The sequence below is a fragment of the Peribacillus sp. 05N428 genome, assembly GCF_056397085.1.
Genome location: NZ_JBFTMS010000046.1, coordinates 1 through 26293, shown reverse-complemented (window position 1 = coordinate 26293; position 26293 = coordinate 1). Strand labels below are relative to the sequence as shown.

Sequence of the window (26293 nt, the reverse complement as noted above, 5' to 3'; positions counted from 1 at the left end):
TGCAAATTAAATCATAACGCTTCCTAAGTCGCAAGTAACATAGCCATGACTAACTGTGAATGAACCAAAGATAAAAATGAGACATACAAACATAATATAAGATGGGTACCCCGTGTCTTCAGGAGGTATAAAGCAAAAACCTATTTAGCTTAAGGTATCATTATGCAAGGCTTTCAAAACTTTTTTAAATAGGAATTATCTAATTCAAAACCACTGAAGCTCCAGTTTAAATTTATAGCAGCCTGTCCTGTTGATCTTGAACCCATAAAACAATCTAATTTAGTTTCACCTTTATTATTGCTATGGATTTTTTCGAGGACTATAACTGGCTTTTGACTTTGACAAATAATTTACTTTAATTGCTTTCATTATCCCCAACAAAAACAAAGGATGGTGAATTACTTAAAAACCGAGTATAACGTACATATTTGTTAGATAAACTGATCATGCCTTTTATAAGCCCAACTATTCAAAAAAGGTAAGAGCATACAAGTAGCTCTTACCTCCCTTAAATTTTCCCCTGTTACTCTTCCTTGCTTGCTGCCATATTCATGCTTGCTTCGACATTCTCCTGGCTGATGGTGGTGAATGGTAAATTTCGTTTTCCTGTGAAATTCTCACGCAAGTCTTTGACATCAATTCCCGAAGATGCTTTTAATGACTCCTGCAAAGATGCCATTAAATCCGTTGCATATCCAGTCACTTTATTAGCTCCGCCATTCGCACCGCTTCCGCCTGTGTCCACTACAGTGATCTTGTCTATATTACTAAGCGGGCTTGCCACTTGTTTTGCATATTCCGGCAGCATTTTCAAAATCATGTCCATTACGACGGCTTGCCCGAACTGTTCAAATGCTTCAGCTATCTTCTGCTTGGCTTCTGCTTCTGCTACCCCTTTTAACCTGATGATTTCCGCTCCTGTCGTACCTTGTGCCCTTTGGGCGTCCGCTTTTGTAATATTTCTTTGCCCGTTCCATGTCATCCACATGAATTTCGAGGTGAACTAATCTTCCCATGATTACCTCCTAGTTTTGATCAAAACTTTTCCTCTTACCGTAAGTTGATACTTATGTAGCTACATGCCTATGGTGCTTTATTTATATTTTAAAGTCTAAGATGAAGCAGGCTTTTCAATTTGAGTTAAGTCACCTCTTTATTATAGGACACTTGCTGGAATATCTGACAAAAAAGGCAGCTCCCTGGTGGGGGATAGCTACCTTCGTTTACGATTACTATGAAAAGGTAGGAGCGGGGAATTCATCAATTCTCATACGAAGTAAACTATATGGTTTTTCCCGGAGGTCTCTTCCATAATGAAATCTCGCCTGACGATGTAATTGATTCACAATGACATATAAGTATTGATCGGGGCCAATCGAAAAAGTATCCGGCCATAAAATTCTCGGGTCATGTGCGATGGTTTCCATTGCGCCATTCGGCAATATCTTCCGGATACTATTGTTTTCATAGTCTCCCGCATAAACGATTCCTTTTGCGCTGGTGATCATTCCATCAGACGCACCTTTTTCCCCCAAATACTGCACATATTGGGATAAATTCAGGTCCTGTATCATTCTGTCTCTTAGGGCTTCTGTTGAGATCGAGAACAGCTGACGGCTGGTTAGCGGAGCATAAAATAAAACCTTTCCATCAGGAGAAATCGCTAAACTATCGGAAGCCAATCTAAATGGGAAGGTCGAGCCGTCCGGGTTTCGATTCATCAAAATTTCACCTTCTACTTTCGGTAAAAAATAGGGATCAGGTGAAGTTGATATTGCCCCATTTAACCGTCTAAACGCGTTCCCATTTTCTAAATCTACGACGATAATAGCCCCTGGCCCTCTGGAAGAAGAATCCGTTATATATGCATAGCCTGCTCTTCCAACCCGAAAATCCAAACGGACATCATTCAGATAAGTTGTTGGCAAGACAACCTCTTCTGTAAAGGTATATACTCTCCTTATTGTATTCGTGCTTAAATCAACAGCAACTAATTTTGCTCCCCCTTGAATAGGTTCAGAAAAATTTGGTGCTCCTGTATCTAGTACCCAAAGTGTTCCTCTTCCATCAGCAACGATACTTTGGACACTGACGAAAGACATCGTAATATTCCCAGTATTAACTAAATTGGTTTCTACACTGGGATAAGGCTGCAATTCACCCTCAACAATTTCTGCCACAGTAAATTGAACGTCGTCTCCCCATTTCGGAAAGCATACAAAAATACGACCGGTTTCGGAAACGCTGACACCCGTAGGCATAGCCCCATAAAAAGCATGCACCAGTTCAAACTGCCCAAAATATTTTTCCATAGGTAACATAGGTTGCATGATATCCTCCTCATCAAATCCGAACGGATATCACCTATATATGATGAAATTTTTTTGTAGTGCCTGGTTCTTGATAAGTTTTTCTATCGTGATGGATGCTGTGGGTTTATTAGTCCGAGAAACATGGGAGTTTCGATAAAGTGATTCAAACTTCCACTGGCTCTTCAAAGACGGGGAATGAGAGCGTCTGAATTTACGTTTGCAGTCAATTTTAGAATTAACATAAAAACTTTTATGATTTGCTCCCGTCCAGCAGCCTGGTTAGAAAATAAATCTGTCTCCTGCCATAAGAAAAGGCAGCTTCAGCAACCTGCCTTATTGTAGAGTTGACACAAACTGTGAAGTTAAAAGGAAGTGCGAAAAAAACTTAAGTAAAGGGAGTAGTGAGCCTGCTACTCCCTAAGAACATTAAGCATTACAAATCATAAGTACATTACCATCTGGGTCTAAAAAGTTAAAATAAGCAAAATTTCCAATACGTTCTATTTCTTTAACAATGGCTATGTTATTACTCTTGATAAATTGGTAAGCTTCGTCTATATCTTTTGCATAGAAATTAAATAAGACATTATTGGATGGCTTAAATATAAAATTAGGATCAAACGTATGGTCATCTAAAGTTAATCCAGTTTCACTTGTTACAGGAATATTGTAAACAGGTGATTCTACAGAGTCATTATTTCGCGAGATTCCAAGGAGATTGCAATACCATTCAACTGATTTCTTTAAATCTTTAACATGAATAAAAACATTGTTTATTTTACTATTGATAGGAGAACTAGCTATTTTCATTGTTATCCACCTTTCATTGAACCTTACCTAAAGAAATTCAACAAGTTTCAAAAAATTCCTTTAGAAGTTCTTCATAGTTCGAAAACACTGTGCTTGTAGAACTATCTTGCCCCGTTAGTTCATTAAGCGAGCACCACCAGCAAAAAGCGAATTTAAAACGCTAAGGAGATTTGTGTAAAAAATAACCGGGTTCTCACCACGGTAAGGGTGTAACCGGTACTTTTTTCTATAAAGGTTGTTCAACGGACGTAATGATTCTAAGGTAGTAATCCTTTTTTTGATCAAATCGATACTCTAAAAGTTATATTTTGTTAACTTTGTTTCGGTATTTTCTTTCTAATCTCAGCAATGGATAAACCAGATTTCTTTAAGCTTTTAATAGTCTCAACTCTTTCCACTGCTGCTTCTCGAGGGTAACGACGTGTTAAGTTTTCATCTAATTGTTCAAATGGAATTAAATTAGATTCGGTATAATATTTTAATGTACCGTATCTCAAATCAGTTATTCGAGCCAGTTCACCGATAGATATATACTCAGATTTAATGAATAATTATAAAACTAGAAAAACAGGAGAAGAAAAACGAATCGTTTTTCTTCTCCTGTTTTATTTTAGGGACTATTAGACAGCCCCTTTTCTCAATATTAGTATTCTCATTCATAGAAGCACAATTATAGAAAGCTCGGGTAGAATACTTGCAACCAAGGTTAAACTAATAAAACTGTAAAATGAGTAGGTGTTAAAAAGTCTGGATGTCCTTTCTTGATTTCATGTGTTTATTGGGAAGTTTCCCAAAGTACCTAATAATTAACAAGTACTAAAGTATTCACTATTTCTTAAAAGATTAAAAATATAAACTATCTGAAGTAGAGCATGAACTGTAGTATTTCCACTTCAAAAAGTGCACAATGATGCATGGGGCTCTTGATAATGATCATTTTAAAAGTAAAGCCTATCCATTTTTTTATATGATATCCAATATCTATTTGTCAATTATTAGTCTTTATATTTCCCTCGTTTTGTATTGTAGTATGAATGGTAAGCTTCATTTCTAGATTGGGATAATATTTCTTTCGCCAGTCCTTCAATTCCTCATAAGGAATTTTATTTCTGTAGTATTGCCCCAAACCAAAGACATCTGTTTCGTGCTTTTGAAATCGTTTCAGCATTCCATCAAAACGCTTTGCCATCACCTTTTCCAGCTCTTTTTTTATTATTGCATTGGAAACTTTTCCTCTTCTCTCTTGAATAACTACATCTAAACGAATCGTTGAGAACATATATGGAATATGATTTCTTAATTCTCCTTTATGAAAACCTGTATTTCCAACAATCATGATGGTTGCATGTTCCATTACTTCTACCCTTCCCTTCATACTGTTCCCATGAAAGGCATTAAAAAGGAGGGTTTCTTTAGGATCCATTTTAGAAACGATTTTTCCTTTGTTCATCACTGCAGAACCTGCATATGTAACTGGCGTATTTTCCCCTGATCTGACCATAGGAATTGCTACATTTTGAGTGTAGGAATTAAGAGCCCGATAAACATGCCATAGACGTGTTAAAGATATTTGTGGAGTCCAACCTGCATATTTCTCAAAAAATTCATAAAGATTTATCCCTTTTTCTAGATTTTTTTTGAGTGTTAAGAAAAAAGTATCTATATTATCATCACATATTGCGATTATTGTTTTTGAAGATATTTCACGAATTCTCATAAACGTGTTAATCGGTTCTTCCATCCCTCCTTCTTCTACTAATTTTCGATCAAATATGATTACCCTTATGTGCAATAAGTCTACACCGCTTTCCATATTAGTTCTAATGTCCTCTACAGCCTTTAAAATGGTTAATCCTGTTCCTTTGACAATTGTCTGTTTCTGAACACCCTCTGAAGAGATAGGAATTTGAAGTAAGACTTTGAATTTTTCTCCTTCTTTAGTAATTCCCATTGCAATCGGAAAGGCTCGATGATTAATGTCTTTAATATCCCAGCAACCACTTAATGGCATTAATATACATAGACTAAGTACTAGTTTAGAACAAATTATAATACTTCTCATGATAGTCTTTTTCTCCTTACACCGATGAGGAATATAATTAAAGGGAGTACGATTAAAATATAAAAACGGAAAGCAGTATTCCACCATAGCAACTTTTCAGTCTCTTGCCAACTAGGAATACATAAGCAAATGATAAAAATGCTAACAGATAAGGCTACAATATGATATTTTTGCTTTAATCTCGGGAAATATTGATTCATTATTATTGAGGACTGCCATAAAAGTAAGGAAGTGAGCAACATGATAAAGGTAACTAGGCTTAACGCAAAAAACAAGGTAGCCCTGTCAAATATAAGCCATTGAAGCTGAACTTTATCCAATGTGGCTATAAAGGGAAAAAGCAGCGTACTAGCCGTTTCATTTCCAAAGGTTAAAAGAGGTAAATAAACGGATAAGAAAAAAAATGGAATAAGAAAAAAGACTGCTAACATGATTTTTTTAGAGTTATACGATATTTTTTTAGGAAGAAAACCTAAAAATGAAAAAACAATGGCGAAAGAAAAAAAACTTGTATAATAGGGAGGTTGTCGAAAAAAAGAAAAGTCGGTATCCATAATCGGAAAGGCATTATGCCAATCAATGTCTTGAAAGCAAATCAAAAGCATAAGTAAGATTAACGGGAAAAAGATACAGAATATTAATAAGGCTGTACGTAAGATGGTTTCTATTCCTTTTATGGCGATATAAGTTGAAATAACGCTCATTAATGTAATAATTGCCCATGTAGGAGTATTTGCCAAAAAGATAATGTTGGTTACTTCTGCATAGGCACTAACAAGTTCAATAGTAGTTATGACTAAGTAAAGAAGAACAGGAAAAAGTAATGTGAAAGAAAAAGCTTTACCTAATATCTTTAAAATACTAATAATATTCTGTTCGGGAAAATAAGAAAGCCCCTTTAGGTAAAGCGATAAAAACAGAATAAATATGACACATTGAATTAAAATTGGTTCCCAGTGACCTTTGTGTGTGCTGGCAATAATTCTTTCTGGATAAATGAAAAAAATAAGACCAAAATGAGACATTAACCCCATGCATATAACCTGAAGGCTTTTATCCAATTTCCCCTCTCCTCTTAGCTAAACTGGTGTATGGAATTCCAAAAATCTCTCGACTTGCAAAGTAAGCGCTTATGAATACCAGACCGGATAATATGCCCAACACGCCATAGATTGAAGCAAAAATAACAACTACATATTTAAGTAAACGCAGGATTAAGGCATTTTGAAACCCTACAACGGTTGAATTCGCAATTGAGGTTGCTGCTACAATGATAATTAAAAGGTTGCTAACCAGCTTTGCGTCTACTACTGCTTGTCCAATGACAATTCCCCCTACCATTGTTACCGTTGGCCCGATACTGAGCGGAAGCCTTATACTCGCTTCAATAATTAACTCTATAATAAGGAGCATAATTGTAATTTCAACAAAAGGGGGATAGGGTATTCCCTCCCTGCTCTGAGCGATCGATAGAGCCAGTTCAATTTTTAATATCTCAGGATTTACAGCAACAAGGGCCACATAGATAGCTGGGAATATAAGGGTAATCAAAGCACCAAGAACACGTAAAAATCGGATGGCGCCCATAATTGGGTAAGCATAGTTACGGTCATTCGCCTGGACAAACATATCCCATAATAAATGTGGCAGGATAAGCGCAAAGGGATAACCGTCAACGAATAGAATGACCTTACCTTTGTTTAAACCATCTACTGCTTCCAATGGCATTTCTGTGTTATTAAACTGAGGGATAACCTCCCATTTCCGCATACCCATAAAACGATAAAGATGCTGAAGGTAGATAATATTTGTGTGTTGATTCATTTCAATATGTGAAATGATCTTTTTGATCATACTTTTATCTGCTCGGTCATTCAAATAAACTATTGATAAATTCTTTTTTTGATCACTTCCTACCGTATAGGTTTTAACTGAGAGCTGAGCAGTGGAAACTTTTTTTCTCACTATTCCTATATTTGTTGACATATCTTCAATAAAAGAATCTAAAGGACCTTGTAATACGTTTTCATTAGCAGGCGGTTCAATTGATCGAGTCAATTCTTTAGGATGTGGTTCAAATTGCAACATTATATTTTTTTCTTTTGAATAAACAATGAGTTTACCCTGAAGAATAGACTCTATTGCTTCTTCACTATTTATTTCAACACATTTTCTCTTGAAAAGAGTTCTTTTTACTTTTACTGAATGAATCGCTTCACTGGTATCCATATCTTTTTTTAATATTTCTTTTGTTTTTATAAGGTTAACTATTGAATGTAAACCAAGTAAAAGGACTGCTTCACCATCCAAAATAAACGGTTCTATGAAAAAGTCTTCTGCATCTTTAAAAGCCTCATTTATTTCTACTATTATTGGATTCGTGATTTCTCATCTTCCCTTTCAAATTTCATTATTTCTTATTTCATTTTCCCCCTTTGCTTTTGATTTATACAAATATCAAACTAGGTAAAATATGACGTCTGAGATATGTTTTTTAAAGCCACAACCACATATTCGTATTTAGACTTTTTATGAGGTAAATAAGGAAAGACTTAAGGATTCTACTTCACCTTAAGCCTTTTCTTGCCCTATTTTAAAAACCCATCGATATATATTTTTCTTCTAAATATTCTTCAAGGCCTTGATGGCCGCCTTCCCTTCCCATGCCGCTTTCTTTCATGCCGCCAAATGGGGCTTGTGCAACGGTGGGAATGGCGTCGTTGTACCCAATGATGCCAAACTCCAGAGCTTCGGATACTCTGACTCCCCTGCTTATATTCTGTGTGTAAAAATAAGCGGCCAGCCCGTACTCTGTATTGTTGGCAAGCTCGATCACCTCTTCTTCTGTATCAAACGGAATGATTGGCGCGACCGGTCCAAATGTTTCCTGGTATGTGATGAGCATATCCTTGTTCACTCCACCTAGTACGGTCGGTTCATAGAATAATCCATCAGCCAATTCCCCTTCAACTCTTTGTCCGCCACAAAGAAGTCTGGCACCTTTTTCCAAGGCATCTTGTACATGTTCCTCTACCTTTTCCAGGCCATCACTGCTGACAAGCGGCCCGACTTCAACGGTTGGATCGATGCTATTTCCGACTTTTAGAGCTTTTACTTTTTCAACAAAAAGTAAAGAGAAATCATTGATGACAGAACGGTGGACATAAATTCGATTTGCGCATACGCACGTTTGTCCGGTGTTCCTGAATTTGCTTGCAACGGCACCAACTGCTGCGGCTTCCAAATCAGCATCTTCAAAAACGATGAAGGGCGCGTGTCCTCCAAGTTCAAGGGAAAGTCTCTTGAGCTGCGGGGCTGACTTGGTAACCAGCAATTTTCCTACTTCAGTAGATCCGGTAAAAGATATTTTCCTTACTACCGGATTTTCAAAAATTTCATCCGAGATAGGTCCGGCACTCCCTGTTACGATACTGACCACTCCAGCAGGCACTCCCGCCATTTCCACCAATTTACCAAACGCTAACGCACTAATAGGAGATTGTTTTGCAGGCTTGACAATGACTGTACATCCAGCGGCCATGGCCGGTCCCACTTTCCGCGTCATCATAGCCAACGGGAAATTCCAAGGGGTAATGGAAGCAACCACTCCAATCGGCTGGCGAATCACCGATAGCCTTTTATTTGCGGCAGAAGCAGGGATCGTTTCCCCATAAATCCGGCGGCCCTCTTCAGCAAACCATTCCAGGTAGCTTGCAGCAAAATCCACTTCACCCCGGGCTTCCATTAAGGGCTTGCCCATTTCCATACTCATGATTTCTGCTAATTCATCTTTATATTCATGCATAAGGTCATGCAATTTCTTAAGATATTTACTGCGTTCCTGTGCCGTCAGTTTTGACCAGGTTTTAAACGCTTCCTCAGCAGCTGTAATTGCGGCATGCGTTTCTTGGCGTCCTCCACTTGGAATCCTTGCCACAACTTTCCCTGTTGATGGATTTGTTACTGGTAAAGTTTCTCCGTTATGTGCTGCAGTCCATTCACCGTTTACATACATTTTCAGTTCAGTTAAATTGACCAATCCACTAGTTTTTAGCATGAATATGTCTCCTTTTTTCGTTGGATTTGCAAAGCGATTCATTATATACACAAAAAGATTATAGCCCTGAAACTTTTGTTCCCCCGTCAATGTCCGTGTTAATCGAAATCCTTTCATTTTTAAGAACGAATGTATACCCCACAGCAGCAATTAGGCAAATGACTACAGGTATGATCAGGGCTATATTGAAATTATTGAATTTCGCTATTAAGATCCCTGTTGCTACTGGGGCAATCCAGCCAGCGAGGTTCCCCACGAAGTTTTGCAGCCCTGCAAGCTTTCCTTCCGCACCCTTTGGAGCAACATCCGAAACAGTGGCCCAGAGAATACCGGCAGCCAATCCTTCACCGCCGATTGCTATTGAGATATACGTAAGTGCCATTATGGCACTGTCTGTATAGATAGTCGGTATTATGGCTAATGGAAAAAGCATTCCGATGGTTAAAATAGTTTTTCTTGCTTTGATGGAATTCCAACCTCTTTTAATTAAGAAATCCGACAACACACCTCCCAAAATATTTCCCAGAAAGGACATGATCCAAGGTAGCATCGTAAAAAAACCGGCTTTTAAAAGAGTCATTTCCCTTTCGACTACAAGATAAGTGGGAAGCCAGGTCATCATTAAATACGTAAGATAATTATGGGCAAACAAGCCGTATAACATAGGGTAAACACTTCTGAATTTAAAGAATTTAAATGGTGAGAAGTTTAGTGTCTTCGCTTTTTCGGTTTGAGTTTGCTCCTCTTTGATATAGGCTACTTCGGCCTCGTTTGCAATCTTACTTTGCTCTGGATGGTTTTTGAAAAAGAATAACCAGAATGCCAGCCATACAAAACCGATGGATCCAATTACCACAAAGGATGCTTGCCATCCCCAAGCCTGGATGATCCATGCTAAAATGGGTGTCGTTATGCCAATCCCGATAGCTGTACCAGAATTAAAAATCCCGTTTGCAATGCCCCGTTCGTGTGACGGCAGCCAGTCCGAAATAACGCGCGTATTGGTTGGAAACGCTGGAGCCTCTCCGATTCCCATTAAAACGCGAATACCGATTAGTCCGCCAAGCGAACGCCCCATTCCAGTAAACACCGTACAGAGCGACCACCAAACGATGGCAATCGAATACGTTAAGCGTGCCCCCAATTTATCAACGATTACCCCGACCGGGATCTGCATTAAGGCATACGACCAAAAGAACGCTGACCCCAATATCCCGAATTCTACTGCCGAAAGCGAAAGATCCTTCATCATCGAGGGTCCTGCAATGCCAAGAATTGCCCTATCCATATAATTGATTGTTGTTGCGACGAAAAGGAGTACCACTACAAGCCATCTTCCATTGGTCTTTTTCATACGTCACCTCATTAGATAATTATATTCAGGTAGAAAAAATGCTGCGGGAAATCCATGTGTCCGAAAAAAGTTAAAAAGGGGAAACTGATTTGAAATCTCCTGAAATTCCAGGTGATTTTCTAATTGAATGGTTTTTATACATTCACGATGGCCGTTTCTGAACTTTTGGCACTGCTTGTATTTCGATTACCATAATTAAAACCTTCAAAGTCCCCCTCATAAGCCTTCTCTATAATCATTTGGATATCCGATGCCTTCGTCAGCCTTGGATTAACGACCACGTTACCGCTTCGCATGGAATCTTCCACTAATTTCGGCAAAACGTCCAATGAGACTCCAAGCTCTTTAATATTAAGAGGAATATTCATGCTCCGATTCATTTCGATGATGGTTTCGATTGCTTTCTCGGCTGCTTGCGCATTGGATAAACCGCTTACATCCCTTCCTAAAGCTATTGCAATTTCTCTATACTGATCCTCGCATGCCGGCAGGTTGAATCTCATGACGAATGGCAATAGTGCTGCATTTGCGATGCCATGCGGGATATTAAAAACTCCTCCAAATGTATGGGAAATGGCGTGTACATTACCCAGTCGGGATTGCGAAAAGGCTGCACCAGCTAACAGGGAGGCTACAAGCATGTTTTCCCTGCTTTCCATGTCCGTTCCTACAAAGTACGATCGTGTTAAATTTTCACCGATCATCTTCATGGCCTGCATCGCGAAAGCCTTGCTGACAGGGTTGGCAGATTTGGAGGTATAAGATTCAATTGCATGAGTCAGAGCATCCATACCAGTCGCTGCAGTAATCTCTTGAGGCAAATTTAATGTAAGGGCAGGATCCAATATAGCTAGCTTTGGAAACAAAAGTGAACTAAGTACACCTAATTTAAAAGAGGTGTCCTTATTCGTTACCACTGTCGAATTAGTAGCTTCACTGCCAGTTCCAGCCGTAGTCGGGATTGCTATGATCGGGAGCGGAGGATTGGAAATCTTTCCAACTCCTTCATAATCCAGGATATGGCCGGGATTAGTAGCCATTGCCGCAATGCCCTTGGCTGTGTCAATGCTGCTTCCTCCACCTACAGCCAGAACCGCCTCCATCTTTTGTTGCTTAAGATACACTGTCCCCTGTTGGATTGTTTGAGCTGATGGATTAGGTTCTACCTCATCGTAAATCTCAAAAAAAAGGTTTGCCGAAGCAAGGGATTGTTCAATGCCTTGTAAGAGACCAGCTCCTCTAACCCCTTTATCTGTTACGATCAGCACACTCGATACACCTAAATCCTTAATTAGCTCCCCTGTTTTTCCAGATATTCCGTTACCGCACTCCACCCGTGTCGGCATACTATATGTAAAAGGCATAAGAGACATTTTCATCTTCCTCTCCATTTATATTCTATTAGATGGTGAAAACCTTTCCGCCCCGGTATGCTTATCCATCATGAATGGTTATGATGCTTAACCTTCCAGGGACACCATTCCTTTACATGCAATCTATAAAGCTTTTCTAAGTAATTCTTCTAAACTGTGCTGGGTAGGCATTCTTGGGTTATTCCGAATCAGGCGATCGATTTGGAGGGTCTTCTCAGCAATTTCGGGAATATCCTCTTCTTTGATCCCAATCTCCGTCAGCTTTGTAGGCAGTCCAATTTCCCCAAGCAGGGTAAGCACAGCTTTTGAAGCAGCCAAAGCGGCTTCCTTATCGGAGAGGCCATCCGAGTTAACATTGAATGCCTGGGAAATCCTCACCATTTTTTCTGTTTCTACAACTGCATTATATTCCATGACATATGGAAGCAAGAGCCCGGTCACCTCTCCATGCGGCGACTTCACAAGCCCTCCAATTGGGTAAGCCAATGCATGGGCTGCTGCAGTACCTGCATTTGAAAAGGACATTCCAGCAAGCAGGCTGCCCATTAGCATATTGGAACGTGCCTCGAGATTGCTCCCTTGCTGCACCGCAAGCGGCAGGTTTTTTGCAATCAATTCAATAGCTCTGTAGGCGAGTGCATCGCTTATGGGGATTGAACCTTGGAATAAAATGTTTCCTTCTGCCTGGATATATGCAGAAGGTTTGGCTGTGTATGCCTCTATCGCATGTGACAAAGCATCAATTCCGGAACAAGCTGTTACATAAGCGGGAAGCCCTACCGTTAATTCTGGATCAAGCAGAGCAACGGTTGGTCTTAGGTAATTATCCGAGATACCAACTTTCAGGTTATTTTCCACATCGGTCAACACCGCTACAGATGTCACTTCTGAACCGGTTCCTGCAGTCGTCGGAATCGCTACTAGAGGGGCGATTGGTCCAGGAACCTGGTTTTCTCCGCCATAATAGTCCAGGGGATGTCCGCCATGCGCGACCAGCAAAGCGACAATCTTCGCCATATCAATACTGCTTCCTCCGCCAAGGCCAATTACTGCATCAATATCCATTTGAGATTTAGCAAACTTATAACAGTCCATCGCCGAATCTACCGGAGGCTCGGGTACGACCTGGTCATAGATAACTGTTTCGTAATTTGCATGTTCCAACAACGATGAAATTCTGTCTACGATTCCTGCATTTTTGATACCTGGGTCAGTAACGAGCAAGATGTTTTTCGCCTTTAACCTTTGCAGGATTGAATCCAATTGCCCGATCGCCCCGTTTCCAAATACGATTCTTTCGGTAGAATAAAAATCCCATGTATTTCTCATATCCCTTACCTCCAAAGTCTATAGATTGATGACGACAAGTTTTTCGTCTGTCATCTCTTGCATGGCATAATGCGGCCCTTCTTTGCCAATTCCGCTGTCCTTCACGCCGCCATACGGCATGATGTCGGCACGGTATGTAGAAACATCATTGATGATCACACCGCCAAAATGAAGTTCCTGTGTTGCCCGCATGGCTAAAGTGATATCGGATGTAAATAAACCAACTTGTAAGCCGAACTTCGTATCATTGGCCTGACGGAAAGCCTCCTCGATGCTATCGAAAGGAATGATGCTGATCACCGGCGCGAACACTTCCTGGCAGACTACCTTCATTTCCGGTTTCACATCTATTAATATAGTAGGTTCTAGAATCGAATCCCTCCTTTTCCCTCCATATAGCACTTTGGCACCTAGACGCTCAGCCTCCTGAATCCATTCTTCCGCACGCCTTGCTTCCTTCTCGGAAATCATAGGACCAATGTCCGTGGAAGAATCTGCAGGATTTCCGACCTTCAAGCCCTGTGCCACCATGACTGCCTTCTCCACAAACACATCGCAGATATCACTATGAACGTAGATGCGCTGCACAGAGATGCAGGCTTGCCCTGCATTCACATACCCCCGCGTGACACAGAGCTCAACTGCTCTGTCTAAATCAGGGACATCCTTGTGAATGATATTTGGGGAGTTATTCCCTAATTCCAAGGTAACCTTACGAATTCCCGTACTGCTCTTAATGTGCCGTCCTACGCTGGGACTCCCTGTAAAAGTGAACATCGCAATTCGTTCATCCTCCAAAAGGTATTGACCTGTTTCCTGCCCAAACCCGTTGACCACATTCAGAAAACCTGCAGGCAATCCAGCTTCGGAAAAGATTTCTGCTATCTTACATGCAATGAGCGGCGTCATTTCAGCCGGCTTCAACACGATTGTATTTCCCGCTGCCAACGCAGGAGCAACCTTGTGGATGGTGAGATTGAACGGGAAGTTAAACGGGGTGATCGCACCGATAACTCCAACAGGAACCCGGATGGTGAAAGCCATCTTATTGTCGTTTCCAGACTGCCCCAAAGGAACGCCTGTACCGGCAATCCGTTTTGCTTCTTCCGCTGATGCAATCATCGTTTGAATTCCTCTATCGATTTCCCCCCTGGCATCCTTCAATACTTTACCGACTTCCTGAACCAGAATCATCGCCAGCTCTTCTTTTCTTTCTTTCGCGATATCCGCTGCACGCATTAAAATCTCGTAGCGTTGATCGAAATCTAGCTTTCTCGTATTAAAGGTTTCCAATGCATTGGTCACCGCATCAGAAACAATTTCGCGGGATGCCCTGCCAATCCGGGCAATTTCTTCTTTGTTATATTTGTTCATAACAGCGATTGTATGTTGATCGGATATCCATTGCCCATTTATGAAATGGCCATAAAATGCATTTCTTCTACTTAGCGATGTGCTCATTGAAGATTCCTCCTTTGAAAAATAACGATCACATTTTTTCACTTCACAGTTATTTCTGCTAATTCAATAAATTTCAATCAAGAAAAAGGCAAGCATAAAGCGCTTCCATTTTAAACTTAAGATTTTGCCTGCCCATCCATACTCTTTAATTGTTGTTTATAGAATCCTGCTCAAAATAGTATGTAATCATTTCCGAAAATATATCACATAATATATGATTATGTAAATATTTAAAATTAAAAATATTCTGTTTTTCTGAACAAAACCTTAATAATAAAGGGTTTATTGATTTAAATAATATTGATAGATTAATTAATTCATGTTAATTTGAATTATTTTATATATAATTTTGTATAAAACTCACAAATTTAATATATAATTATCAGTAATGAGGATATTTTTTTTTAGCTATCCAGCAAACTATAGGTCACCTTATAAACTCTCTATTCTTGATATCAATATGGTTTCGCCTTATCTTATTGATAAGGGCAACAATAAGAAAGTTACTTCAGTAATAATTTAAGTTGTTACATCTATATGAAATAACACTCGTTCTCATAGAAATTTTTTTAAGTTAGGGGCATTTCGATGATAAAGGAAAAAGAACGCGGGGAGACAACGGAATATGTCTACAATTTATTAAAAGAAAAGATTTTTGAATGGGATTTATCGCCGGGACAAAAAATCAATATCAGCCATTTAACCCGGGAAATCAACATTAGCGCCATACCTCTCAGAGAAGCATTATCTCGTCTGAACTCTGAGAACTTAGTCATCTTAGAACCAAATAAGGGATATCGGGTCAGTGACATATTAGATACTGAAAATATGGCGAAAATGTTGGAGGCCCGGATATTACTGGAGACGCATGCGGTCCGGAATATTATCCGCTTAAATAATGTAAGCGTGACGGAAGAAATGGCCGCGCTTACAGATGAAATGTTTTCCACAAACACAGGTGCTTCCAACAAAAAAATACTAGATTTTACTCATTTAGATCAGCAATTTCATCATGCCATCATGAACGCTGGAGGAAACCCGTTTTTATTTGAAGCATATAAAGGCATGCACTGTCATCTTCATATAGGCCGGTTTTATCACGTCAAAGGTGAGATCGACCAAAAAGACGCACCATCGGAACATATGGAAATCATTGAGGCCATCCGGACAAGGGATGTATACAGAGCCGAGATTGCGATCTCCAGCCACATACAGGATTCCATAGATCGTTTATTGGAGAGAACAAAAAGATAATACTTGGAAGCTATTGAGGATAATCTTCTTCGGATATCAGTCATCGTAATCGCTTTGATCAAATTTCCGGAATATTCAAGTGGGTGTAAACAGACATTCCCATCTCAAATGCTGAAAAAAATAAACAGAATAACATGTGAAAGATTTATGCACCAAGAAGAAAACAAGTGCGATCAAAGGGATGAAACCGAGGACAAAAGAAAAGAAGCCTTTTTATGCTTCTCTTGTTTTGAAAGATGATGGATCGATTGAAAAAAAAAACATTGCTAAATCAAAGTAACAAACTAAAATCCCTATCACAATTGATAGGGATTTTGCCATGAAAGACTATATGCTGAATGATTCGCTGAGTGAATCCACTTACTGCTATAACCTTTTCTGATTTTGATCGCCAAAGAAAAGAAAAAGTATATGTGAAATACCCAAACGAAAGAAATAAAAAATAACGAAAACCCTATAACTAATTTGCCCCTTATAGTTTTTGTAGGTCGTGGGTTTTACTTAATGAAAAAAAGATAGCTTAGAGCACAAAAAAAACGATTTTCCCTTAACGTGGGGCAAAATCGTCTTTTCTGGTACATAATTTGAATAAGGTAAATGTAGCTCTCAAGACAGGGGTGTTCACTTTTCTTAAATCTTCTTCTATGCGTATTTCATCCAGAAGTAAAAATCACTTCCAAAAGTTAAAAAAGGGTTTGATACCTTCAAATCTATTTTTCCAAATGAAAACAACCATCTTTATGGCTTAAGGACCACTTTAATACATCCATCTGTCCTTGTATCAAATACTTCATACCCATGCTTTGCTTGGTCAATTGGAAGTACATGGGTTACAACATCGCCAGGATCTACTTTTCCTTCTGATATTAGTTTATAAAGGTAGGGCATATAAGGAATAACAGGAGCCTGACCGGTTTTAATATCCACGTTTCTTTGGAAAATATCTCCTAGGGGGAATCCATTATAACGGCCGCCATAAACGCCTGTTATTTGTATGGTTCCCGCCTTACGCACGGCTTGGGACGCAATTACAATCCCTCCCATGGCTCCCCCATGTAATTTAAGACCCGATGCAAGATATTCCATCGGAGTCATTTTGCCACTCATCCCGGAACAGTCAATAACGATATCTGCACCACCTTTAGTGATTTCTTTAAGGTATTCACCAGCATTTTCATATTGTGCAAAATTTACGGTTTCGACTTTATTCGTCCTTTTTGCATGCTCTAAACGATAGTCGAGATGGTCGACAGCAATCACTCTTTTCGCCCCTTTAAACCAAGCGAATTTTTGAGTAAGTAGACCTACAGGGCCACAGCCTAAAACGATAACCGTATCGCCAGATTTGACACCTGCGTGATCTACACTCCAGAATGCTGTGGATGCTGCATCTGCGAGCAACACCAATTTTTCATCTTCTACCTCGCAGTCTTCTGGGATTTTGAAAGGGGTAAAGTTTCCATAAGGAACACGCATATATTCAGCTTGCCCGCCCGCATACCCACCAGTTGTTTCTGAGTATCCAAAAAAACCACCCATTTCCCCATGAGGATTTGAATTATCGCACTGACTTGTAAGGTCGTGGTCGCAATACCAGCAGCTCCCGCAGCTAACGTTAAAGGGGATAATGACCCGGTCTCCCTTCTTGACCTTAGTTACCCCTGGTCCAACTTCCTCAACAACCCCCATCGGCTCATGACCAATGACATAATCTGTAGGCATATTGGGAATTAATTGATGAATTAAGTGCAAATCGGAGCCGCAAATGGCTGAAGTAGTGACTTTTACAATAATATCATCCGAATTTTTGATGTTAGGGTCTTTAACTTCTTTAACCTGTACATTTTTATTGCCCTGGTAAGTTACGGCTTTCATGATGCTTTTCCTCCTTTATTTATTCGGCGTTGCGAACATGCCGAGTCTGTCAGTATCATTCGGGAAAAGATTCATTCCAGCGATACTAACCGCCATATCGGCTGATTTCAAATCTAATTCCACCTGTTTACCTACATCGTTCGGATAAAGCCAGCCCTTCCTGATCATTAAATCGGATAACTCACCATGTAAGTCAATGGATTGCTCCATTTGCTGGTACAATGCTTTTCTCAATGCGGGATTCGCTGTTTCAGATAATGCAATACCATAAGTATGAATCCCACTTTTGATAGAGAGTAAAAAATCTAGCGCAAAAGAGGAATCAGCCATTTCCGGCATATGTTCAGCGCCTTGAGGATCTAAAAAATCCATCTCCATTTAAATTTCACCTCATTTTTCATAGTTTGTTCGGGCTCCTGTATAAAAACCCTTTAGCTCGTTTATTGCAGCTATAGATTGTTGTACGTCTTTTTCCATTAATGCTTTTAAGTCATTGTCAAAGCAAATTCCTTGCATTAATTTTGATCTCATTAACCCTATTGTTTTAAGATTTAAAATTTCATGCGTTTCCATGGTTTCATGAAATGCCAAGCTTTCATTTTCCATACGCTCACCTCCCTAATCTATATAACAAAAATACCTTTCCCAGTTCATCTGTTTGTTATACGGATTATTGACCGATACGTAGTATATTTCGCAAAGTACACGTTACCTTTGCAAATGATGATGAATAAAAAATTTTGTATGACGAAAGATATGTAAGTGAATTCTCAAAGAAATGGAGGGAAAAAATCATGACGAAAAATTTAGGACTGCATGAAACTCTAGAGGCGCACGAAATTTTAACTTTCAAGAGTCTTTGTCTAACAAAGTCCTCTACAATGAGCAGTTTAGTGCAGGATACAGAACTACAAAATATTCTATTAAAAGACATGGACACTGGAACACAAGATATTCAAACACTGCAGGAAATTCTGACGAATAGAGGGGAACAGTAATGACAAATTTTTTGCAAAATATGGCGGGTATGGGTGGCATGACTGATCAGGTGATTGCGACGGACTTCTTAATATCCGCAAAATCAGGAATTAGAAATCTTGCTTTTGCCATTACAGAAACAAAAACACCTGAATTGAAAGCAGCCTTAAGAGAACAGCTTCGTGTCGCTGTAGAAAGACATGGAGAGATAAGTAACTATTTGATTGCAAAAGGTTACTATCATCCACATGATTTAAGTGAACAATTACAAGTTGATTTAAATACAGCAAATACAGCCCTAAACCTTCCTCAACAATAAAGTCAACTCATGGATGTGAGAGCAGACAGATCACATCGGGGTTCGGGCGAATGGAAAAAAGCAATGAATTTCTCAACCTTGAGATACATTGCTTTTTTTAGGGGTATATCATAGGAAGTGGTTAGCCAAGTTAATAATGGTAATGTAGATGATCCAATCTTAGATGCTGTTGTTTTAACGAATTTCACTTCTTTCATACTAGGGTTAATTCGATTTCTTCATGCCACACTCTCTGCATTTACGAATATATTTAACCGAACTTTCAAACTAAGTGTTACCGCAATTGTCACAGCGACTACTAACGTATAATCTTCGTAGTCATAAATAATTACCTTCTGGATTTTCTACAGACAAAGTAAAATCACCTTCACTATTTTATTTGATTATATAAGACAGGAATGCGGAGCAAGCCTGCCTTTGTATAATTTCTAAAACTTTACCTTGCACTTAATCTTTAAACTCTATTATGCCAGCTGGCTTTATTCAATTATTTTCTTCAATCCCTAGAAGCAAACCAAATTCATCTTTTCACAATCCAGTTATCAATATACCGATGCAGTTAAATAGATAACCTTGAGCCCTGCAATCGTTTACCAATCTGATATTTTGAATTTACTTATTTGACAATCCCTTCCAGCCTTCACTGTGTTCAAACTAAGCTTTTTCAACTAAACTACCTCTCTAGTTCCATAAGAAAAAGGCTGCCTCAGCAACCTCCCTTATTGAAGTAAAGCACCCTATCGTTTAAGTAGATACCTTCACATTTCTTTTGTGAATCAAAAAAAGGATGGAACCAATTCAATCCCATCCTAAAAATCTTTATTGTTGGTGTTTCTTATCCTCTTGTTGTTTATGCTTCTCTTCCTTTTGTTTGTGTTTCTTTTCCTCTTGTTGTTTATGGTTCTCTTCCTTTTGTTTGTGTTTCTTTTCCTCTTGTTGTTTATGCTTCTCTTCCTCTTGTTTATGTTTTTTATCCTCTTTATTTCGACCAATTTCAAATGGTTTATCATTATTATTTTTTGTAACTGGTGGAGCTTCTTCAGGATTTGCACCTTTAATGAACAGTTCATTATTCACCCGGTATACATCACTAGGCTGCTGGAAGCTACTTTGGTCTGTTCCAAACGCTTCCAGCATGGCCTTAAACATTTGGTGCGAGATTTTAGTTGAATTTCCATCCATATAATTTCCTGGACCATTTTTAGTATATCCAGTCCAAACCGCCATAGTGTATTGCGGTGTATAACCAGCGAACCAACTATCATTTACCGCACCGGTTGGATATCCATATTGTGCTCTGGTTTTACTGTCAAAATTGGTTGTGCCAGTTTTTCCAGCCACATCTAGTCCAAGGACATTTGCTGTTTTTCCTGTACCAGATTTTACGACTGTCCGTAACATATCCGTCACCAAATAAGCTGTGTAATCATGCATAGCACGTTTTGGCTTTGGAGTTAAATTAACAACTCTGCCATCAGGATAGACAACTTTACGAACAAAATGTGGTGTATTGTATTCACCATTATTTCCAAAAGCACTATATGCCCCTGCCAACTCTAATGGATTAACCGTATTACTTCCAATCGCATATGATTCGTACACCTTATTATTATTAAAAGTAATACCCAGATTTTCTGCAAAATTTTGTGCTTTATCCATCCCTACATCTTGAAGGGTAAGAAGTGCTGGAATATTGTATGACCATTGAAGTGCTGTTCTAATCGACATCATTCCGTGATATTGATGATCCCAGTTAGAAATAGACTGACCATTTGAGTAGGTTATCTCATGATCATTAATTTGGTGTGCTGTAGACCATTTTGAATTTTCAATAGCCGGACCATAATCAAAGACTGGCTTGAAAGTAGATCCTGGTTGACGTTTAATATCAACCGCAAAGTTGTTGCCTCGGAAGGAAGCTTTATATTGGTTTCGACCGCTTCCAATAGCTCGAATTTCTCCTGTTTTTGTATCTGAAAATACGAAGGCTCCTTGAAAATTGTCATTTGGATAAGAAATAATCGTATCGGTGTTCATTATTTTGTCCGCATAGGTCTGAGCTTTTGGATCTAGCGTCGTATAAATAGATAATCCATCCGAACTGATATCTACATTTTTCAGCTTTCTTTCAACTTCTTTTACAACAGCATCCAAAAACGCCTCGTACGGCATTCCTTGCTGTTTCGTTTTTGGAACAAGTCCTGCTGTAACTGAAACCTTCTTTGCATCCTCCAATTGCTTTTTCGTAATATACCCTTGTTTATACATAGCTTCTAAAACAATATTACGACGATTTGTTGCAGCTTTCACATGTTCTGGTTCAGTGGGATCGTAATTACTTGGACTCTGTGGGAGCCCCGCCAACATAGCGGCCTCCGGAAGCGTTAATTTATTTAGATGATCGGCATCGATTCCGTAGTAATTTTTGGCGGCAGCTGCTACACCATATGTCCCGTCTCCAAGGTATATCTTATTTAAATACATCATTAATATTTGATGTTTGGAATACTTTTGCTCAAGCTGATAGGCCAAGCTCCATTCCTGTACCTTCCGCTTTATTGTTTTCTGAGGTGACAAAAAGGAGTTTTTAATGACCTGCTGTGTAATGGTACTTCCGCCTTGAGATCCAAAATCACCTATTAGGTTCTTGGAGATTGCTCTCGCAGTTCCTTTTATATCAATGCCATTGTGTTCATAAAAATGTACATCCTCCGTGGCAATGAAAGCATGTTCCAACATTTTTGGAACTTGAGAATACTCAATTTTTGTCCGCTTTTCTTTACCATATTCGTAAAGGAAATTCCCGTTTTTATCGTATAATTTGGTAGAAAGCGGATCGACTAGTTTTGAAGCATCTATTTTAGGTGCATCCTTAATCATTGCTGCAACCGTAACTGCCCCTATTCCAATTGAAACAACACCTAACAGTAAAAACCAAAGTAAAACTTTATTCAAGAAAGACCTTCTTTTAGGGGAATTTTTATCTTTTTTTTGATCTTGTTTTGTTTTTTCCACTTGTTTTCGTTCCTGACGAGAACGATACGTTTCTGACATTAATCTTCTCTCCCATATTCAAGTTATTCAACAAAATTTAAGAAAACTATGCAAAGAAATAACCTTTTATTTACTCAATAGCAATTGATGGTCGGTATGGTATTTATAACAATGCATTTCATGCAAAACCTGTATATAACGAATTAAGGAAGAATTTATCCTATACTCTCCTTGGTCGGTTTTCGCAATAAAGTAATCACTTCGTACTATCTCATCTTATGCATCTTGTAGAACGTATTCCTTCTTTACATCTGGCCCTTTTAATATTTTTTTCTCGTTTAATATCATTATCCAAGGTATAACAAACAGTGACATATAGTGAACAAATAAAAAAGACAACGTACCACGCTGCCTCTTTTTGTATGGGTTAAAGAAAACGAAGAATTATTTAAACTTATCTAGTGAAATTATTCTATGTTTTAATTCTGAATTCATATCTAAAACACCTATCACAAATTGATTATCTTCCGTCAATGTTATGTATCTGAAATACTCATCATCAGAAATCAACAAATCGGTGTCATTCGTCATTTTTTCTATTTTGGCAAATACATCTTCTGTGTACTCAAGGTGAAAAAAGTCATCCAATCCCTTGCTTGAGCTACCTACCCAGGTATACAGAAAATCTTTCAGTGTGATTTGTTCAAGCATCGATAATTGTTTCTTGAATTTTAACTTATCTACTGTTACGTTTATCATCTTTCAACACTCCTTAACGAGGATTAATTATATACAATGAAGTCTCCTCCAACAATGCTATTTGTATAACAATCCGTTTACAGTTTAGTTACTATAGGGTACCGCCACATCGCCATCAAGCTAAGAAAAAGGATTATCCCCAAAACGAAAAAATATGCTATTCTTTGTAAATGCTGCTGAAAAAAAATTCCCTATCAATTTATAAATTTTAGAGAATAGGCATTTATATAAATTAGGAGGAAGAAGCTTGTTGAAGACTAGTATCATCATTATCGATGACCATCAGCTTTTCCGTGAAGGCGTTAAGCGTATATTAGATTTTGAATCATCCTTTAATGTTGTTGCCGAAGGCGATGACGGAAGCGAGGCTATGGATCTTGTTAGCACACACAAACCAGATGTCGTTATCCTGGATATCAACATGCAGAATATGAACGGTATCGAAGCAACTAAAATGCTTGTAAACCGTTACCCTGAAACGAAAGTCATCATTTTATCGATTCATGATGATGAAAACTATGTACAGCATGCATTGAAAACAGGAGCACAAGGTTATCTGTTGAAAGAAATGGACGCAGATGCGTTAATTGATGCTGTTCGTGTAGTCGCAGAAGGTGGCTCATACCTTCATCCGAAGGTGACACATAATCTAGTCAAAGAATATCGCCGTTTAGCTACTGATCGTGATTCAGTGCATGCTGTAGAGATCAGAAGACCGCTTCACCTATTGACTCGACGCGAGTGTGAAGTTCTTCAAATTTTAGCATATGGAAAAAGCAACCGTGTCATCGGCGAAACTTTATATATCAGTGAAAAAACAGTAAAAAACCATGTGACGAACATTCTTCAAAAAATGGAAGTAAACGACCGTACACAAGCTGTTGTTCTAGCTATTAAAAACGGATGGGTAGAAGTGAAATAATTTCAACTTATGTTAAGTCCGGCTCTTCAGTTTTCGCAATGCGTGCTGAAGAGGCGGGCTTTTCTCACGAAACGATCCTTAGAAACAAGAACTAGCAAAATATATAGAATACTATAAAAACAAACGAATCAAGGCAAATTAAAAGGCATTTAGCCCGGTACAATACCGAGCTCATGCCCAACGGGCTGCCTAACGAAATAACCTGTCTAACTTTATGGGGTCAGTTCAACGTTAAGGAATCGACTTTTTTTACTTTTTCTTAAGGCACTAACGCACCTGTTAGTTCAACAAGAACGGGTTAAAAGTTCATCACTTAACCTACATAATTCTCTTGCTTTTTTCTCCTCTAAAAGATCAAATCCAATCTTCTATAAATATCTTTGTAAATCTTTAGGAAAATTATCAAAATACTGTACAAAGATAGTTCGAATAAGCTGTTACCTGTCTCTTTGTTCCTTGTTAGGAGTTTTTCACAAAAGCAGACTTTATCTCTTTATCTGTTAAACTACATACTTTTTTTATCCATAAAAGAACACATAGGCATCTATACATGGGAATACAATGTAATAAATCTAATTCACTAGGGGTAAAGAGATGCCTAATAACACAAATAATCAATTAACGACTCAACAAATGATCAGCATTATTAGAAATGGTCTTAAAAAGTCACAAGTTCCCAAACATATTACTATTGTTGGCGCAGGACTAGCAGGACTGGTTGCTGCTTCTCTATTGAAGGAGGCAGGGCACAACGTCACAATCCTTGAAGCAAACAACAGGGTAGGCGGACGTGCCTATACCATACGCTCCCCCTTTAGCAATGGGCTTTATTTTAACCCAGGCCCAATGCGTATTCCTGATGTTCATTTTTTGACCTTAGAGTATATAAAAAAATGGGGGCTAACCGTAAACCCTTTTATTAACCGAACTCCAATGGATATTCTTTATCTCAATGGAATCAAAACACGTCTTAACATTTTTGAACGTTCTCCTGGTATTCTAAACTTTCCCGTTGCATCAAATGAAAGAGGTAAAAGCGCACAGGAGCTGGTGAAATTAGCTACACAGCCAATTCTCGATTTTATTAAACAAGACCCAACGAGAAATTGGTATCTCGTAGAAAAAGAATTTAAAAACTACTCACTAGGTACTTTCTTAAACTATTACCATTATCAATATGGAACGACTTTTTCAGATGGCGCGGTTGATATGATTGGTGTACTCCTTGACTTAGAAGCATATATGGGGATGTCATTTATTGAAGTTTTGCGAGAAGAGGCGTCCTTCGGAGCAAATCGTTTCTATGAGATAACCGGCGGTATGGATCTGCTGCCAAGGGCATTTCTCCCGCAATTAAAAGAAGTTATTATGTTCAATCAAAGGATGATGAAAATTCTCCAACATAACAACAGAGTAACCATCCATTCCACCCATCAGCACACCTTAGAGGATTCCACCATAACTGGTGATCTTGCCATCATAACCATCCCCTTTTCAGTGTTACGATTTGTGAAAGTTGAACCATACCATTCTTTTTCCTATTATAAACGACGAGCGATTCGTGAACTAAACTATATGAGCGCAACAAAGATCGGAATCGAGTTTAAAAGCAGGTTTTGGGAAAGGCACCATCAATATGGTGGTAAATCCATAACTGACCTTCCGATTCGATTCACTTATTACCCCAGTCAGGGGATTGGTACAAAAGGACCTGCTGTGGTTTTGGCAAGCTATACATGGGCAGATGAGGCTTTATCATGGAACGGTCTATCCAACGAAAAACGCATTCAATATGCTTTAAAGAACTTAGCTGAAATTTACGGAGACCAAGTCTATTCTGAGTTTGTGTCAGGAACTTCCTTTAGTTGGGTCGATAATGAATATTCTTCTGGAGCTTTCACTGCTTTTGAACCGAGTCAGGAAACCGAGTTGTATCCTTATATCCCTATACCTGAAGGAAGAGTGCACTTTGCCGGTGAACATACTTCGCTTACCCACGCTTGGATGCAAGGGGCGATTGAATCTGGAATACGGGTTGCATATGAAGTGAATGACTTGCCAAAATAAAACAGGAAAAATAGATAAATTAGGACTTATAGAAATTTCTTATACAACTAAACTGCCCCGTTAGTGCCATAAGAAAAAGCTGTCTTAAAGACAGCTCCGTTCTTCAGCTAACGCACCCGTTAGCCAACCATGAAGCGCAAAAATCAGCGCTTCACCACAGAGAATGAAAATGGTTCAGAACGGTCAATACTGATTCTACGGCTGGGAGAGGAAGGTCGATGAACTATGGTGCTTTAGAGCCCATCCGTTAGTCTGACTCCAACGACCAAGGTGCACCACTGACTGTCGCTCCCTTACGGGAAGCACACATGGTAGATTAATCCTATTCTGGTTTTTGCACCAGCCTCCAATTGTATTGAGAGCCGTA

23 protein-coding genes and 1 pseudogene are annotated in these 26293 nt (G+C 38.9%); 6 read left to right on the top strand and 18 right to left on the bottom strand.

Features of this window, described 5'->3' with window-relative positions; genetic code table 11:
- Window positions 1–173: 173 nt before the first annotated feature.
- The 13 genes and pseudogenes from AC1DIV_RS25670 to AC1DIV_RS25610 form a co-directional block, all read right to left on the bottom strand.
- A complete protein-coding gene (locus tag AC1DIV_RS25670; protein ID WP_477577684.1) occupies window positions 174–347 on the bottom strand; it encodes a DNA methyltransferase in 174 nt (57 codons plus the stop codon).
- A gap of 176 nt (window positions 348–523) precedes the next feature.
- A pseudogene (locus AC1DIV_RS25665) lies at window positions 524–958 on the bottom strand (flotillin domain-containing protein); the annotation flags it as partial.
- A 274-nt stretch (window positions 959–1232) separates the two neighbouring features.
- Window positions 1233–2330 (bottom strand): L-dopachrome tautomerase-related protein, encoded by a 1098-nt coding sequence (locus AC1DIV_RS25660; RefSeq protein ID WP_340876639.1) that lies wholly within the window; start codon window positions 2328–2330, stop codon window positions 1233–1235.
- Window positions 2331–2738: 408 nt separating this feature from the next.
- Entirely contained in the window at window positions 2739–3122 is a 384-nt protein-coding gene (locus AC1DIV_RS25655) for a VOC family protein (RefSeq protein ID WP_340876640.1), read from the bottom strand.
- Between the two features lie 311 nt (window positions 3123–3433).
- The gene (locus AC1DIV_RS25650; protein WP_477577682.1) at window positions 3434–3637 is read right to left on the bottom strand and encodes a MerR family transcriptional regulator; all 204 of its coding nucleotides are present in this window, start codon (window positions 3635–3637) and stop codon (window positions 3434–3436) included.
- Window positions 3638–4110: 473 nt separating this feature from the next.
- Window positions 4111–5184, bottom strand: coding sequence for a Ger(x)C family spore germination protein (locus tag AC1DIV_RS25645; RefSeq protein WP_340876641.1), 1074 nt, complete (start codon window positions 5182–5184; stop codon window positions 4111–4113).
- Entirely contained in the window at window positions 5181–6245 is a 1065-nt protein-coding gene (locus AC1DIV_RS25640) for a GerAB/ArcD/ProY family transporter (RefSeq protein WP_340876642.1), read from the bottom strand. Before AC1DIV_RS25640 ends, AC1DIV_RS25645 begins: the two co-directional genes overlap by 4 nt.
- A complete protein-coding gene (locus AC1DIV_RS25635) occupies window positions 6238–7545 on the bottom strand; it encodes a spore germination protein (RefSeq protein WP_477577680.1) in 1308 nt (435 codons plus the stop codon). Before AC1DIV_RS25635 ends, AC1DIV_RS25640 begins: the two co-directional genes overlap by 8 nt.
- A gap of 232 nt (window positions 7546–7777) precedes the next feature.
- Window positions 7778–9241 (bottom strand): NAD-dependent succinate-semialdehyde dehydrogenase, encoded by a 1464-nt coding sequence (locus AC1DIV_RS25630; RefSeq protein WP_340876643.1) that lies wholly within the window; start codon window positions 9239–9241, stop codon window positions 7778–7780.
- Window positions 9242–9299: 58 nt separating this feature from the next.
- A complete protein-coding gene (locus AC1DIV_RS25625) occupies window positions 9300–10595 on the bottom strand; it encodes an MFS transporter (RefSeq protein WP_323599664.1) in 1296 nt (431 codons plus the stop codon).
- Window positions 10596–10729: 134 nt separating this feature from the next.
- On the bottom strand, window positions 10730–11974 hold the full coding sequence (locus tag AC1DIV_RS25620) for an iron-containing alcohol dehydrogenase (RefSeq protein ID WP_340876644.1): 1245 nt from the start codon (window positions 11972–11974) through the stop codon (window positions 10730–10732).
- Window positions 11975–12091: 117 nt separating this feature from the next.
- Window positions 12092–13297 (bottom strand): hydroxyacid-oxoacid transhydrogenase, encoded by a 1206-nt coding sequence (locus AC1DIV_RS25615; protein WP_323599662.1) that lies wholly within the window; start codon window positions 13295–13297, stop codon window positions 12092–12094.
- A gap of 18 nt (window positions 13298–13315) precedes the next feature.
- Window positions 13316–14758, bottom strand: a complete 1443-nt coding sequence (locus AC1DIV_RS25610) for an aldehyde dehydrogenase family protein (protein WP_340876645.1) — start codon at window positions 14756–14758, stop codon at window positions 13316–13318.
- A 588-nt stretch (window positions 14759–15346) separates the two neighbouring features.
- On the opposite strand from AC1DIV_RS25610, the gene AC1DIV_RS25605 reads away from it, so the two are divergent.
- Entirely contained in the window at window positions 15347–16012 is a 666-nt protein-coding gene (locus AC1DIV_RS25605; protein ID WP_057215460.1) for a GntR family transcriptional regulator, read from the top strand.
- 136 nt (window positions 16013–16148) lie between these two features.
- Complete coding sequence (locus AC1DIV_RS25600; RefSeq protein ID WP_445670126.1) at window positions 16149–16292, top strand: topoisomerase C-terminal repeat-containing protein; 144 nt, start codon at window positions 16149–16151, stop codon at window positions 16290–16292.
- A gap of 458 nt (window positions 16293–16750) precedes the next feature.
- Here AC1DIV_RS25600 and AC1DIV_RS25595 read toward each other — a convergent pair whose 3' ends face one another.
- From AC1DIV_RS25595 to AC1DIV_RS25585, 3 genes are read right to left on the bottom strand one after another with little or no spacing between them, the layout of a single operon-like run.
- On the bottom strand, window positions 16751–17887 hold the full coding sequence (locus AC1DIV_RS25595) for a zinc-dependent alcohol dehydrogenase (RefSeq protein WP_340876646.1): 1137 nt from the start codon (window positions 17885–17887) through the stop codon (window positions 16751–16753).
- 15 nt (window positions 17888–17902) lie between these two features.
- A complete protein-coding gene (locus AC1DIV_RS25590) occupies window positions 17903–18265 on the bottom strand; it encodes a spore coat protein (protein WP_048682441.1) in 363 nt (120 codons plus the stop codon).
- A gap of 12 nt (window positions 18266–18277) precedes the next feature.
- The gene (locus AC1DIV_RS25585) at window positions 18278–18493 is read right to left on the bottom strand and encodes a hypothetical protein (RefSeq protein ID WP_063575944.1); all 216 of its coding nucleotides are present in this window, start codon (window positions 18491–18493) and stop codon (window positions 18278–18280) included.
- A 188-nt stretch (window positions 18494–18681) separates the two neighbouring features.
- Here AC1DIV_RS25585 and AC1DIV_RS25580 point away from each other — a divergent pair, with 188 nt between their 5' ends.
- Complete coding sequence (locus AC1DIV_RS25580) at window positions 18682–18885, top strand: hypothetical protein (RefSeq protein WP_340876647.1); 204 nt, start codon at window positions 18682–18684, stop codon at window positions 18883–18885.
- Entirely contained in the window at window positions 18885–19184 is a 300-nt protein-coding gene (locus AC1DIV_RS25575) for a spore coat protein (RefSeq protein WP_340876648.1), read from the top strand. The genes AC1DIV_RS25580 and AC1DIV_RS25575 overlap by 1 nt, the downstream gene beginning before the upstream one ends.
- Before the next feature lie 819 nt (window positions 19185–20003).
- Here the strand turns inward: AC1DIV_RS25575 and AC1DIV_RS25570 are convergent.
- Complete coding sequence (locus AC1DIV_RS25570; RefSeq protein ID WP_477577678.1) at window positions 20004–22199, bottom strand: transglycosylase domain-containing protein; 2196 nt, start codon at window positions 22197–22199, stop codon at window positions 20004–20006.
- Window positions 22200–22622: 423 nt separating this feature from the next.
- Window positions 22623–22937, bottom strand: a complete 315-nt coding sequence (locus tag AC1DIV_RS25565; RefSeq protein WP_063592358.1) for a hypothetical protein — start codon at window positions 22935–22937, stop codon at window positions 22623–22625.
- A gap of 250 nt (window positions 22938–23187) precedes the next feature.
- Here AC1DIV_RS25565 and AC1DIV_RS25560 point away from each other — a divergent pair, with 250 nt between their 5' ends.
- Together AC1DIV_RS25560 and AC1DIV_RS25555 are read left to right on the top strand one after the other, a co-directional pair.
- Window positions 23188–23859 (top strand): response regulator, encoded by a 672-nt coding sequence (locus tag AC1DIV_RS25560; RefSeq protein WP_445670165.1) that lies wholly within the window; start codon window positions 23188–23190, stop codon window positions 23857–23859.
- Window positions 23860–24453: 594 nt separating this feature from the next.
- Window positions 24454–25926, top strand: coding sequence for a flavin monoamine oxidase family protein (locus tag AC1DIV_RS25555; protein WP_340876651.1), 1473 nt, complete (start codon window positions 24454–24456; stop codon window positions 25924–25926).
- Window positions 25927–26293: the final 367 nt, after the last annotated feature.

Coding starts and splice junctions, on each gene's coding strand:
- AC1DIV_RS25660 (WP_340876639.1), bottom strand. CDS start 2,330: ATGCAACCTATGTTACCTATGGAAAAATATTTTGGGCAGTTTGAACTG.
- AC1DIV_RS25655 (WP_340876640.1), bottom strand. CDS start 3,122: ATGAAAATAGCTAGTTCTCCTATCAATAGTAAAATAAACAATGTTTTT.
- AC1DIV_RS25645 (WP_340876641.1), bottom strand. CDS start 5,184: ATGAGAAGTATTATAATTTGTTCTAAACTAGTACTTAGTCTATGTATA.
- AC1DIV_RS25630 (WP_340876643.1), bottom strand. CDS start 9,241: ATGCTAAAAACTAGTGGATTGGTCAATTTAACTGAACTGAAAATGTAT.
- AC1DIV_RS25625 (WP_323599664.1), bottom strand. CDS start 10,595: ATGAAAAAGACCAATGGAAGATGGCTTGTAGTGGTACTCCTTTTCGTC.
- AC1DIV_RS25620 (WP_340876644.1), bottom strand. CDS start 11,974: ATGAAAATGTCTCTTATGCCTTTTACATATAGTATGCCGACACGGGTG.
- AC1DIV_RS25615 (WP_323599662.1), bottom strand. CDS start 13,297: ATGAGAAATACATGGGATTTTTATTCTACCGAAAGAATCGTATTTGGA.
- AC1DIV_RS25610 (WP_340876645.1), bottom strand. CDS start 14,758: ATGAGCACATCGCTAAGTAGAAGAAATGCATTTTATGGCCATTTCATA.
- AC1DIV_RS25605 (WP_057215460.1), top strand. CDS start 15,347: ATGATAAAGGAAAAAGAACGCGGGGAGACAACGGAATATGTCTACAAT.
- AC1DIV_RS25595 (WP_340876646.1), bottom strand. CDS start 17,887: ATGAAAGCCGTAACTTACCAGGGCAATAAAAATGTACAGGTTAAAGAA.
- AC1DIV_RS25590 (WP_048682441.1), bottom strand. CDS start 18,265: ATGGAGATGGATTTTTTAGATCCTCAAGGCGCTGAACATATGCCGGAA.
- AC1DIV_RS25585 (WP_063575944.1), bottom strand. CDS start 18,493: ATGGAAAATGAAAGCTTGGCATTTCATGAAACCATGGAAACGCATGAA.
- AC1DIV_RS25580 (WP_340876647.1), top strand. CDS start 18,682: ATGACGAAAAATTTAGGACTGCATGAAACTCTAGAGGCGCACGAAATT.
- AC1DIV_RS25575 (WP_340876648.1), top strand. CDS start 18,885: ATGACAAATTTTTTGCAAAATATGGCGGGTATGGGTGGCATGACTGAT.
- AC1DIV_RS25565 (WP_063592358.1), bottom strand. CDS start 22,937: ATGATAAACGTAACAGTAGATAAGTTAAAATTCAAGAAACAATTATCG.
- AC1DIV_RS25555 (WP_340876651.1), top strand. CDS start 24,454: ATGCCTAATAACACAAATAATCAATTAACGACTCAACAAATGATCAGC.